The 12,381-nt window shown below is 60.6% G+C and carries 12 protein-coding genes; all 12 read left to right on the plus strand.

All coding sequences use genetic code 11. The annotated features are described in order from the left end of the window. The first annotated feature begins 41 nt into the window (after positions 1–41). The gene (locus tag EOB80_RS08460; protein ID WP_023812984.1) at positions 42–1,454 is read left to right on the plus strand and encodes a circularly permuted type 2 ATP-grasp protein; all 1,413 of its coding nucleotides are present in this window, start codon (positions 42–44) and stop codon (positions 1,452–1,454) included. Positions 1,455–1,508: 54 nt separating this feature from the next. Continuing rightward, on the plus strand, positions 1,509–1,865 hold the full coding sequence (locus EOB80_RS08465; RefSeq protein WP_127327325.1) for a four helix bundle protein: 357 nt from the start codon (positions 1,509–1,511) through the stop codon (positions 1,863–1,865). A gap of 61 nt (positions 1,866–1,926) precedes the next feature. Then, on the plus strand, positions 1,927–2,868 hold the full coding sequence (locus EOB80_RS08470) for an alpha-E domain-containing protein (RefSeq protein WP_027036710.1): 942 nt from the start codon (positions 1,927–1,929) through the stop codon (positions 2,866–2,868). A gap of 85 nt (positions 2,869–2,953) precedes the next feature. After that, a complete protein-coding gene (locus EOB80_RS08475) occupies positions 2,954–3,748 on the plus strand; it encodes a transglutaminase family protein (RefSeq protein ID WP_127327326.1) in 795 nt (264 codons plus the stop codon). 132 nt (positions 3,749–3,880) lie between these two features. Continuing rightward, entirely contained in the window at positions 3,881–4,612 is a 732-nt protein-coding gene (locus tag EOB80_RS08480; protein WP_027036708.1) for a peptidase, read from the plus strand. A 103-nt stretch (positions 4,613–4,715) separates the two neighbouring features. Beyond that, complete coding sequence (locus tag EOB80_RS08485) at positions 4,716–6,128, plus strand: aspartate aminotransferase family protein (protein WP_127327327.1); 1,413 nt, start codon at positions 4,716–4,718, stop codon at positions 6,126–6,128. A 127-nt stretch (positions 6,129–6,255) separates the two neighbouring features. Then, positions 6,256–7,023, plus strand: coding sequence for a DeoR/GlpR family DNA-binding transcription regulator (locus EOB80_RS08490; RefSeq protein ID WP_127258922.1), 768 nt, complete (start codon positions 6,256–6,258; stop codon positions 7,021–7,023). Positions 7,024–7,148: 125 nt separating this feature from the next. Next, positions 7,149–8,675: a glycerol-3-phosphate dehydrogenase gene (gene glpD, locus EOB80_RS08495; protein ID WP_127327328.1), complete on the plus strand. Its 1,527-nt coding sequence runs from the start codon at positions 7,149–7,151 to the stop codon at positions 8,673–8,675. Positions 8,676–8,717: 42 nt separating this feature from the next. Then, positions 8,718–9,797: an ABC transporter ATP-binding protein gene (locus tag EOB80_RS08500; protein ID WP_127327329.1), complete on the plus strand. Its 1,080-nt coding sequence runs from the start codon at positions 8,718–8,720 to the stop codon at positions 9,795–9,797. A gap of 10 nt (positions 9,798–9,807) precedes the next feature. Beyond that, complete coding sequence (locus EOB80_RS08505; protein WP_127327330.1) at positions 9,808–10,875, plus strand: ABC transporter ATP-binding protein; 1,068 nt, start codon at positions 9,808–9,810, stop codon at positions 10,873–10,875. Continuing rightward, the gene (locus tag EOB80_RS08510; protein ID WP_127272310.1) at positions 10,876–11,742 is read left to right on the plus strand and encodes a sugar ABC transporter permease; all 867 of its coding nucleotides are present in this window, start codon (positions 10,876–10,878) and stop codon (positions 11,740–11,742) included. A gap of 1 nt (position 11,743) precedes the next feature. Next, a partial coding sequence (locus EOB80_RS08515; protein WP_245466292.1) for a carbohydrate ABC transporter permease occupies positions 11,744–12,381 on the plus strand: 638 nt, incomplete at its 3' end.

Below are 12,381 nucleotides of genomic sequence, written 5' to 3' on the forward strand. Positions count from 1 at the left end.
CCGGCGACGTCAGTGAAATGGCGTCACAGGGGAGTATGCGATTGGCAGCGTTCGATGAAATGCTTCCGGAAGTCTCCGGATTGAGAAGACCGTATTCGGCTTATGATCGCTGGCTGAAGGAGCAGGATCCGGCCAGGCTGACCGAGAAGATGCAGGACGCCGAACGCGTCTTCCGCAAGACTGGCATCACCTTCGCCGTCTATGGCGAGCAGGAAGCTTCCGAGCGGCTGATCCCGTTCGATATCGTTCCACGCATCATTTCAGGCAATGAATGGCGGCGCCTCACGCAGGGCATCGAGCAGCGCGTGCAGGCGCTAAACGCCTTCCTCGACGACATCTACCACCGCCAGGAAATCCTGCGCGCAGGGCGCGTCCCCAGGGAATTGATCGCCAGGAACGAGGCCTTCCTGCCGGAGATGATCGGGGTCAGGCCGCCGGCCGGCGTCTACACCCACATCATCGGCGTCGACATCGTCCGCATCTCGGAGGACGAATTCTACGTGCTGGAGGATAATGCGCGCACACCGTCGGGCGTCTCCTACATGCTGGAGAACCGCGAGACGATGATGCAGCTGTTCCCCGAGCTGTTCCAGAAGATCAAGGTACGGCCGGTGGAAAACTACCCGCAGCTTCTGCGCCAGTCGCTGGCGGCGGTGCGGCCGCAAAGCACCAAGGGCGCGCCGACCATTGCGGTGCTGACGCCCGGCAGCTTCAACTCCGCCTATTTCGAACACGCCTTCCTCGCCGACCAGATGGGCGTGCAGCTGGTCGAAGGCCAGGATCTGCGCGTCGTCGACGGCCATGTCGCGATGCGCACGACCGAAGGCTACAAGCAGATCGATGTGCTCTACCGACGCGTGGACGATTCCTTCCTCGATCCGCTGACCTTCCGACCGGATTCGGCGCTTGGCATACCCGGTATCATGGATGTCTATCGGGCCGGCAACATCACCATCGCCAATGCGCCGGGCACCGGCATCGCCGACGACAAGGCGATCTATTCCTACATGCCCGAGATCATCGAATTCTACACCGGCCGCAAGGCGATCCTGGGCAACATCCCAACCTGGCGCTGCTCGGAGCCCGACAGCCTGAAATACGTGCTCGAGCACATCGACGAGCTGGTGATCAAGGAAGTCCATGGTTCCGGCGGCTACGGCATGCTGGTCGGGCCGGCTGCGACCAAGAAGGAATGCGAGACCTTTGCCAAGAAACTCCAGGCAAAACCTTCGAATTACATCGCCCAGCCGACGCTGGCGCTGTCGACATGCCCGATCCTGACGGAAAAGGGGCTGGCGCCGCGCCATGTCGATCTCAGGCCTTATGTGCTGGTCTCCGACCGCATCCAGATCGTGCCGGGCGGCCTCACGCGTGTCGCGCTGAAGGAAGGCTCGCTGGTCGTGAATTCCTCGCAAGGCGGCGGGACGAAAGATACTTGGGTGCTGGATGATTAAAGCGAATAGCGAATAGTGAGTAGCGAATAGGGGAAGGAGGGCAGCAAGACGGCGATCAATTCTTACAGGGACCTAATTGTTTGGAAGGCCGTCGAGTTGGCGGTGGATTGCTATTCGGTAACCAAAGCCTTTCCAAGCAGCGAAATCTACGGGATGACCTCTCAGATGCGGCCGTCTTCCGTATCAATTGCAGCAAACATCGCCGAAGGGCATGGGCGGGAGAGTACGGGATCATTCATCCAATTTCTGCGCATGGCGCAGGGATCTCTCAAAGAGTTGGAAACACACCTGATCTTGTCTGAAAAAGTAGGGTTGATGGTTGAAGCAGAGGTGGTGCGTTTGCTTAGCAAGGCCGATGAGATCGGGAAAATGCTACGTTCCATGATCAGGAGTTTGCAACAAAAATCATGAAGCTGATTTTCCCCTATTCGCTACTCACTATTCGCTATTCGCTCGAAATCGGGGCACGATGATGCTTTTAGGCCGCACCGCCAACGGGCTCTATTGGATGAATCGCTATATCGAGCGGGCGGAGAACATGGCGCGCTTGGTCGATGCCGGTTTGCGCATGGCGCTGACTCGTACCCAGAGTGCCTCGGAAGAGTGGAATTCGGTGCTGCTCAGCGCCGGTTCCGACGTCACCTTCAGCCAGAAATATTCTGACTATACCGCGGCTAACGTCGCCGACTTCCTGTTGCGCGACACGTCGAACCCGTCGAGCACGATGGCGTCGATCGAGACGGCCCGCAACAATGCCCGCATGGTGCGTACCGCGCTGACGCGCGAAACCTGGGAAAGCATCAACGAAGCCTGGATGTCGCTGAAGCGGATGCTGGCCAAGCCGATCGACGAGCGCGACCTGCCCAGCGTGCTCGACGCCATCAAGCGCGAGACGGCGCTGATCCGCGGCTCGTTCTACGGCACCATGCTGCGCAACGAAATCTTCGACTTCTCGCAGCTCGGCACCTATGTCGAGCGCGCGGACAACACGGCGCGCATCCTCGACGTGAAATATTATGTGCTGCTGCCGTCGATCTCCTGGGTCGGCTCGACGCTCGACAATTATCAGTGGGAATCGATCCTGCGTTCGGTCTCGGCGCATCGCTCCTACCGTTGGGTCTACGACGCCGATTACAAGCCGACCAACATTGCCGACTATCTGATCCTCAATGTCCGCATGCCGCGTTCGCTGATGTTCTGCTATCGCTTCCTGTCGGAGCACCTGAAATTCCTCGGCGACGATTACGGCGAACGCCATGCCTGCCACGCAACGGCCGAGAAGACGCAGACAATGCTGAGAGCCGGGTCGATCAAGGGCATATTCGACGCCGGGCTGCATGAGTTCCTGGCGAATTTCATTCGCGACAACACCAAGCTGGGCGAAGAGATCGCACAAGATTACCGGTTCAATTGAGCATGGTCCCGAAAGGTGGGAGCCGGTTTTCTCAGACAAATGAAACCGTTTGTCCGGAGATCGTGCTCACAAACGGAATAGAAGCATGCGGCTGAAGATCACCCATCGGACCGAATACCGCTACGACGCGCCGGTGCACTATCTGTTGCAGCGGCTGCGGCTGCTTCCGGTCAGCGGGTCGACGCAGACCGTTCTGTCCTGGGCCTTGACCATCGAAGGCGCGCGCGAAGAAGTTCGCTTTGTCGACCATTTCGGCAATGACACAAGGCTGCTAAGCGTCGAGGGCGAGCGCGACTTCATCACGGTGGAAGCATCAGGCGAAGTGGTGACACGCGACACCGCGGGTGTCTCGGGGCCGCACCAGGGCTTTACGCCGCTCTGGCTGTACAGCCATGAGACACCATTGACGGTGATCGGCAGCGGTATCCGCGAACTCGCCGCATCGGTCGGCAAGGGCAGCGACATCGAAAGGCTGCACCGGCTGATGGCTGTCATCGGCGAGCGCGTTGTCTACACGCCCGGCACCACCAATGCGACGACGCCGGCGGAGGAAGCCTTGGCGCTCAAAACCGGGGTCTGCCAGGATCATACCCATATCTTTGCCGCCGCCGCCCGCGCCATGGGTTTTCCGGCCCGCTATGTCAGCGGCTATCTGATGCTGGATGCCACGGTCGAGCAGGCGGCCAGCCATGCCTGGGCCGAAGCGCATGTTTCGGGTCTCGGCTGGGTTGCCTTCGATGCCGCCAATGGCATCTCGCCCGACGAGCGCTATGTAAAGGTGGCGACGGGCCGCGACTACCGCGACGCGACGCCGGTGTCGGGAATTCGGCTGGGACAGGCGGAAGAACAGCTTGCGGTCACCGTCACGGTGGAGCAGTAATCCTCGCAAGATTGCTGCCGAGCGATTCATCGTTTCAAGGAAACGCCGAACCGCTCTATCCCCTTGTTTTAACGCAATTCCGGACGGAAAACCGCTTCACACTTTTCCTGGAATTGCTCTAGAAGAGATTCCATGACCTATTGCGTTGGCCTGAAGATCGACCGCGGGCTCGTGTTCATGTCGGACACGCGCACCAATGCAGGCATGGATTCCATCTCCACCTTTCGCAAGATGCACGTCTGGGAAGAGCCGGGCGAGCGCGTCATCGTTTTGATGTCGGCGGGCAATCTGGCGACGACACAGGCCGTGGTCAGCCTGCTTGACGAGCGCACCAAGGCGATCTCCGAACGACATTCCACGCTGCTCGAAACGCCGTCGATGTACCAAACGGTCCGCATTGTTGGCGACACGGTCAAGGAGGTCATCGCCAATTCGTCACCCGCTGGCGAGAAGGCGGATTCCTATTTCAATGCGTCCTTCATCCTCGGCGGTCAGATCAAGGGCAGCGAGCCGCGCCTGTTCATGATCTATCCCGAAGGCAATTTCATCGAGTCGACCGACGACACGCCGTTTTTCCAGATCGGCGAGACCAAATACGGCAAGCCGATCATCATCCGCGCATACGAAAGGACGATGAGCCTAGCCGAGACGGTGAAGCTGCTTTTGGTGTCCTTCGATTCGACGCTGAAGTCGAATCTGTCCGTCGGCTTGCCGCTCGACCTGCTCTTCCTGGAGAAAGACGCCTTCAAGGTCGGATTGAAGAAGCGGATCGGCCAGGATGACCAATATTACCGCACGATCTCCGACGGCTGGTCGAATGCGCTGAAGACGGCCTTTGCCAGCCTGCCGGATTTCCCTGGCTGAGGCGCGCCCGCCATTCGCTGGCGGTTGCATATATTTCACGCGTTAATTAATAAGAAAGCCAGCCGCGATGGATGGCGGCGATGGATCATGTCGGGAGAACAGGATGAACAACGATGATTTTCGGCAATGGTCGCGGCGCGCCGCCGACTGGGGTGCTGACTATCGCAACACGCTGCGCGACCGCCCCGTGCGGCCGCTGGTCGAGCCTGGCGACATTTTCCGAGGCATTGAGGTTTCGCCGCCCGAAAACGCCGAACCGATGGACCGGATCTTCGCCGACTTCGAAGAGAAGATACTGCCGGGAATGACGCATTGGCAGCATCCGCGCTTCTTCGCCTATTTCCCGGCCAATGCGGCGCCGGTCTCGGTGGTGGCGGAATATCTGGTTTCGGCGATGGCCGCGCAATGCATGCTGTGGCAGACGTCACCGGCAGCGACCGAACTCGAAACGCGCACCGTCGACTGGATGCGCCAGGCGCTCGGCCTGCCGGAAGGTTTCTCGGGCGTAATCCAGGATTCGGCCTCATCGGCGACACTGGCTGCGGTGCTGACCATGCGCGAACGGGCGCTCGACTGGCAAGGCAACAAACAGGGCCTGGCAGGGCAGGCGCGGCTGCGCATCTACTCCTCCGACCAGGTGCACACTTCGATCGACCGGGCGATCTGGGTGTCTGGCATCGGCGAGGACAATCTCGTGCGCATTCCCGTCGGCGGCCGCTTTCGCGCCATGGATACAGCAGCGCTCGAGGCGGCAATCATCGCTGACCGGGAAGCGGGTATGCTGCCGGCGGGCATCATCGCTTGCGTCGGCGGCACCAGCACTGGCGGTACCGACGACATCGCGGCGGTGGCAGAGGTGGCGCGGCGGCATGGGCTTTATCTCCATGTCGATGCCGCCTGGGCCGGATCGGCGATGATCTGTCCGGAGTACCGGCATTTCTGGACCGGTGTCGAAGGCGCCGATTCGATCGTCTTCAATCCGCACAAATGGCTGGGCGCCCAGTTCGACTGCTCGATCCAGTTCCTGCGCGACCCCGAAAGCCATGTGAGGACGCTGGCCATCAAGCCGGATTATCTGAAGACGCACGGTCACGACGGCATCATCAACTATTCCGAATGGTCGGTGCCGCTCGGCAGGCGCTTCCGCGCGCTGAAATTGTGGTTCTTGCTGCGTGCCCATGGCCTGGAAAGCCTGCGCACAATGATCCGCAATCATGTCGCGTGGAGCGAAGGGCTGGCGGCGCGGCTGGCAAGGGAGCCGAATTTCGAGATCGTCAGCGAGCCGATGCTGTCGCTCTTCTCGTTCCGGCACAAGGCTGCAGCTGGCACTGATGCGGACGATCACAATCTGCAGCTGGTCAATGCGATCAACGACGATGGCCGCATCTACCTGACGCAGACGAAAGTCGATGGACTGATAGCAATCCGCTTCCAGGTCGGCCAGTTCGAGGCGACCGCCGCCGATGTTGATACGGCCTTCATCGTCATCACGGAAATCGCGCGCGCAATGGATTGATCGGGCACAATCTGGTTTGCGTTCGTATTCACCTTGGCAATCACATGCATTTCATTAGCCGGCTCATGCCTTTTCATCGGTTTCGTTTTCGACTATAGACAAGAAAAACGAAAACGGGAGGTTGCCTATGTATCTGTCGCCGCGCCATGCCGAGATTATCCAGATGGCCAAGGATCATGGCCGCGTGCTGGTCGATGATCTGGCCACCCACTTCAATGTGACGCCGCAGACCATACGCAAGGACCTCAACGATTTGTGCGACCAGCGGCTGCTCTCGCGCATCCATGGCGGCGCGCTGTATCCCTCCGGCATCGAGAACATGGAATATGAGGCGAGACGCAAGATCGCCGCCGACGAGAAGGAGGCGATCGGCCGTGCGGCCGCCAGGCTGATCCCCGACAATGCCTCGCTGTTCATCAACATCGGCACCACGACCGAGTCGGTCAGCAAGGCGTTGCTCGATCACAACGGTCTCATGGTCATCACCAATAACATCAATGTTGCCAATAGGATGCGGATATATCCCTCGATCGAGGTGGTGATCGCCGGCGGGGTTGTGCGCGGTTCCGATGGCGGTGTGGTCGGCGAAGCGGCGGTCGACTTCATCAGGCAGTTCAAGGTCGACTATGCGGTGATCGGTGCATCCGCCATCGACCATGACGGCGCCTTGCTCGATTTCGATTTTCGCGAGGTCAAGGTGGCGCAGGCGATCATCGCCAATGCAAGGCATGTCATCCTGGTTTCCGACCAGACCAAATTCGAGCGAACCGCACCGGTGCGCATCGGCCATCTGTCGCAGGTCAACACCTTCATCACCGATCGTTGCGACATCCCGTCAGTGCGCAAGATCTGCCAGGAGGCCGAGGTTCAGTTGATCGAGACGTCGCTCGCCTAGGCGGTTTCTGCCCGATATCACGCGCTCGTGATATTTCGTTTGACATTCGTTATCATTTCGAAATAATTCCGAGACGGTTTCGTAAAAGCCCAAAAATGGTGCAATGCGAAATCGTTGGAGGAATTGTGGACGCATCTCCGATCCGTGACATTTTCGTCATAGGTGGCGGCATCAATGGCTGCGGCATTGCCCGTGACGCCGTCGGTCGTGGCTTTTCCGTGTTTCTCGCCGAGATGAACGACCTAGCCAGCGGAACCTCCTCGGGTTCGACCAAATTGATCCATGGCGGCCTGCGCTACCTCGAATTCTACGAATTCCGCCTGGTGCGTGAGGCGCTGATGGAGCGCGAGGTTTTGTGGAAGAACGCGCCGCACATCATCTGGCCGATGCGGTTCGTGCTGCCCTATGCCAAAGGCCTGCGTCCGGCCTGGCTGATCAGGCTCGGTCTTTTCCTCTACGATCACATTGGCGGGCGCAAATTGCTGCCCGCGACCCGGACGCTGGACATGGCCAGGGATCCGGCCGGCAAGCCTTTGAAGCCGCTGTTCAAGAAGGCCTTCGAATATTCGGATGGCTGGGTCAATGATGCACGGTTGGTGGCGCTGAACGCGCGTGATGCCGCCGACCGCGGCGCCACGGTCCGCACCCGCACGAAGGTGACCGGCGCGCGCCGCGAAAACGGCCTGTGGGCAATCCAGATCGAGGACCTGCAGACCGGCGAGACCGAGGAGATCAAGGCGCGACTGCTGGTCAATGCCGCCGGCCCCTGGGTCGATCATGTGCTGTCCGGCGTCGTGGGGCTCAACGATGTGCACAATGTCCGCCTCGTGCAGGGCAGCCACATCGTCATCGCCAGGAAGTTCGACGATCCGCGCGCCTATTTCTTCCAGAACAAGGATGGCCGCATCATCTTCGCCATTCCCTATGAGGAAGAGTTCACACTGATCGGCACCACCGACCAGGATTATCCCGGCGATCCGCATGACGTGAAGATCAGCGACACCGAGATCGATTACCTCTGCGCCGCGGCAAGCGAATATTTCGCCCAACCCGTCAAGCGCTCGGACATCGTCTGGACCTATTCGGCCGTCCGCCCGCTCTATGATGACGGCGCCTCCAAGGCGCAGGAAGCGACGCGGGACTATGTGCTCAAGGCCGATGGCGGCGAGGGCGCTGCCCCAATCGTCAATGCCTTCGGCGGCAAGATCACCACGTATCGCCGGCTGTCGGAATCGATGCTGGAAAAGATCGAGGGTTTTCTCGGCAAGCGCGGCAAGCCGTGGACGGCAAACGCGCCGCTGCCGGGCGGCGATTTCCCGGCCACCGGTTTCGATGCCGAAGTGGCGAAATTGAAATCCGCTTATCCATTCCTCGACGCGCGCCTGGCTCGCCGGCTGACCCGGCTCTATGGCACCCGCGCAAGGATGCTGTTGGGGCTGGCCAAATCGAACGTCGATCTCGGCCGCAACTTCGGCGCCGATCTCTACGAGGCCGAGGTGCGCTATCTCGTTCAAAACGAATGGGCGGTCACATCGGAAGATGTATTGTGGCGCCGGACCAAGCGCGGTCTGCATCTCGGCCGCGAGCAGGTGGCGGCGCTCGATGAGTTCATGCGCGGCATAAGCCGGCGCCATGTCGCGGCTGCCGAATGAAGAGGGGTTTGAGCTGATGCGGAAGGCCTGGGAGGAGGCGTCATGCTGGAACTGAGAAACGTGACCAAGGCGGTCGGCGCGGCCGAGCATATAAGCGACGTGTCGCTGACGCTCCAGCACGGCTCGCTCAACGTCCTGCTCGGACCTACGCTCTCCGGCAAGACCAGCTTGATGCGGCTGATGGCCGGCCTGGACGTGCCGACCTCCGGTTCGATCTGGTTCGACGGCCAGAATGTCACCGGCGTGCCGGTGCAGAAGCGCAAGATCGCCATGGTCTACCAGCAGTTCATCAATTATCCGGCGATGACCGTCTATGAGAACATCGCTTCGCCGCTCCGGGTGGCCGGCATCGAGCAGGCCAGGATCGACAGCCAGGTGCGTGAAGCCGCCGCTCTTCTCAAGCTGACGCCCTATCTCGACCGCACGCCCCTCAGCCTGTCCGGTGGCCAGCAGCAGCGCACCGCACTGGCGCGCGCCATCGTCAAGAACGCAAGCCTGGTGCTGCTCGATGAACCGCTCGCCAATCTCGACTACAAATTGCGCGAAGAACTGCGCGCCGAATTGCCCAGGATCTTCGCCGCCGCCGGCACCATCTTCGTCTACGCCACGACCGAGCCGCACGAGGCGCTGCTGCTCGGCGGCAACACGGCGACGCTTTCTGAAGGGCGGATCACTCAGTTCGGACCGACCATCGAGGTGTTCCGCAAGCCGGTAGATCTGGTGACAGCCAGGACGTTTTCCGATCCACCGCTCAACACCATCGTGCTCGCCAAGAAGGGTCGGGACTTCCTGCTCGAGGGCGGCGTGAACCTGCCGGTGCCGGCCGAGCTCTCCGGCATTGCCGATGCCATGTACACGATCGGTTTTCAGCCGCACCACCTGTCGCTCGAGCGGCCCAATGCGGCGGCGGTGCCGGTGCGTGCCAAGGTGACGATCACCGAGATCACCGGATCGGAGAGCTTCATCCATCTCGATTTCGCCGATGCGCGCTGGGTCATGCTGACCCATGGTATCAGGCATTTCGAGCCGGACGAGGTGGTCGAGGTGTTCATCGATCCGCGCCACATCATGGTTTTCGACGAGCACGGCAGCGCCGTGACTGCGCCGAAGCTGGCGGCTTGAGGGCAAAGAGATGGCACGCATCGACGTCAACCATGTCAGGCATTCCTACCTGCCGAACCCGCAGAAGGATGCCGATTTCGCGCTACGGGAAGTGCATCATGTCTTCGAGGACGGCGGCGCCTATGCGCTGCTCGGGCCCTCCGGTTGCGGCAAGACCACGCTGCTCAACATCATTTCGGGATTGTTGCACCCCTCGCACGGCCAGTTGCTGTTCAACGGCAAGGACGTGACCAATTTGTCGACGCAGGAGCGCAACATCGCGCAGGTGTTCCAGTTCCCGGTCATCTACGACACCATGACCGTCTACGACAATCTGGCCTTCCCGCTGCGCAACCGCGGCGTGCCGGAAGCCGATGTCGACCGCAAGGTTCGCGAGACGTTGGAGATGATCGATCTGGCGTCCTGGGCGAAGAAGAAGGCGAGGGGCCTGACCGCCGATCAGAAGCAGAAGATCTCGCTCGGCCGCGGCCTGGTGCGCTCCGACGTCAACGCCATCCTTTTCGACGAGCCGCTGACCGTCATCGATCCGCACATGAAGTGGGTGCTGCGCTCGCAGCTGAAGCAATTGCACCGCCGCTTTGGCTACACCATGGTCTATGTGACCCACGACCAGACCGAGGCGCTGACCTTCGCCGAGCAGGTCGTGGTCATGTATGATGGCTGCATCGTGCAGATCGGCACACCGGCCGAATTGTTCGAACGCCCGCGCCATACCTTCGTCGGTTATTTTATCGGCTCGCCCGGCATGAACGTCATGCCGGTGGCGATCGAGGGCAAGACGGCGACGCTCGGCTCGCAGCGCATCGAACTGCCGGGCGCACCCAAGGCAGGCACCGGCGCCGTCGAACTCGGCATCCGTCCCGAATATGTCCGGCTCGGCCGCGAAGGCATGGCCGTGCAGGTCAGCAAGGTCGAGGATCTCGGCCGCCACAAGGTGGTGCGCGCCAAGCTCGAAGGCCGCGATATTTCTGCCGTGATCGGTGAGGACGAGACCCTGCCTGCCGATCCGAAGGTGCGGTTCGACCCGGCCGGCATCAACATCTATGCCGATTCCTGGCGTGTCGAGATGGAGGCCTAGATGGAGAAGACCTGGAACAACAAGGCCTGGTTCATGGTGCTGCCGGTCCTCCTGCTGGTGGCGTTCTCGGCGGTGATCCCGCTGATGACGGTGGTCAACTATTCGGTGCAGGACACGTTCGGAAACAACGTCTTCTTCTGGAACGGCTCGGACTGGTACACCGAAATCCTGGAGTCGGAACGCTTCTGGCTGTCGATGGTCCGCAACCTGATCTTTTCCGCAACCATCCTCGCCATCGAGATCCCGCTCGGCATCTTCATCGCTCTCAACATGCCCAAGAAAGGCTGGGGCGTGCCGGTCTGCCTGGTTCTGATGGCTCTGCCGCTGCTGATCCCGTGGAACGTCGTCGGCACGATTTGGCAGGTGTTCGGCCGCATCGACATTGGCCTGCTCGGCTATACGCTGTCGTCGCTGGGCTTCGACTACAACTACGTCAACGATCCGACCGACGCCTGGGTGACGGTCATCCTGATGGACGTCTGGCACTGGACAAGCCTCGTCGTTCTGCTTTGCTACGCCGGACTGGTCTCGATCCCCGATGCCTTCTACCAGGCGGCCAAGATCGATGGTGCATCGCGCTGGGCAGTGTTCCGCTACATCCAGCTGCCGAAGATGAACCGCGTGCTTCTGATCGCGGTGCTGCTGCGCTTCATGGACTCGTTCATGATCTACACCGAGCCGTTCGTCGTCACGGGCGGAGGCCCTGGCAATTCGACGACGTTCCTGTCGATAGACCTGGTCAAGATTGCCATCGGTCAGTTCGATCTCGGGCCGGCGGCCGCCATGTCGATCATCTACTTCCTGATCATCCTTTTGCTGTCTTGGGTGTTCTACACCGTCATGACCAATGTCGATGCGGAGCGCTGAGATGAGCGGCGCCAACGAAGGAACGACGAGGCAGGACCGGGTGCGTGAGACGGCGGTTTCGGACGGGCTCGCCAGCACATTGTCGCAGGACCAGCTTGCGCGGCTGATGCGCCGGCGCGGCGAAGAATCCCGGTTCTGGTGGTTGGTGCCGACGATCTACATCATCTTTCTGATGCTGCCGATCTACTGGCTGGTCAATATGAGCTTCAAGACCAATCAGGAGATTCTGGGCGCCTTTTCGCTGTGGCCGAAGAGCCCGACCCTGGCCAACTACATCGTGATCTTCACCGACCCGTCCTGGTACAAGGGCTATATCAATTCGATCATCTATGTCGTCATGAACATGGTGATCTCGGTTTCGGTGGCGCTGCCGGCTGCCTACGCTTTCTCGCGCTACCGGTTCCTCGGCGACAAGCACCTCTTCTTCTGGCTCTTGACCAACCGCATGGCGCCGCCGGCGGTGTTCGCGCTGCCATTCTTCCAGCTCTATTCGGCCTTCGGGCTGATCGACACGCATATCGCGGTGGCGCTGGCACACTGCCTGTTCAACGTGCCGCTGGCGGTCTGGATCCTCGAGGGTTTCATGTCCGGCGTGCCGAAGGAGATCGATGAGACCGCCTATATCGATGGCTACTCCTT

The sequence above is a fragment of the Mesorhizobium sp. M7A.F.Ca.MR.245.00.0.0 genome, assembly GCF_003997415.1.
GTDB lineage: Bacteria > Pseudomonadota > Alphaproteobacteria > Rhizobiales > Rhizobiaceae > Mesorhizobium.

Bases quoted from the DNA above. Each gene is read 5' to 3' on its own strand.
- EOB80_RS08470 (WP_027036710.1), top strand. From the start codon at position 1,927: ATGCTTTTAGGCCGCACCGCCAACGGGCTCTATTGGATGAATCGCTAT.
- EOB80_RS08475 (WP_127327326.1), top strand. From the start codon at position 2,954: ATGCGGCTGAAGATCACCCATCGGACCGAATACCGCTACGACGCGCCG.
- EOB80_RS08480 (WP_027036708.1), top strand. From the start codon at position 3,881: ATGACCTATTGCGTTGGCCTGAAGATCGACCGCGGGCTCGTGTTCATG.
- EOB80_RS08485 (WP_127327327.1), top strand. From the start codon at position 4,716: ATGAACAACGATGATTTTCGGCAATGGTCGCGGCGCGCCGCCGACTGG.
- EOB80_RS08490 (WP_127258922.1), top strand. From the start codon at position 6,256: ATGTATCTGTCGCCGCGCCATGCCGAGATTATCCAGATGGCCAAGGAT.
- EOB80_RS08500 (WP_127327329.1), top strand. From the start codon at position 8,718: ATGCTGGAACTGAGAAACGTGACCAAGGCGGTCGGCGCGGCCGAGCAT.
- EOB80_RS08505 (WP_127327330.1), top strand. From the start codon at position 9,808: ATGGCACGCATCGACGTCAACCATGTCAGGCATTCCTACCTGCCGAAC.
- EOB80_RS08510 (WP_127272310.1), top strand. From the start codon at position 10,876: ATGGAGAAGACCTGGAACAACAAGGCCTGGTTCATGGTGCTGCCGGTC.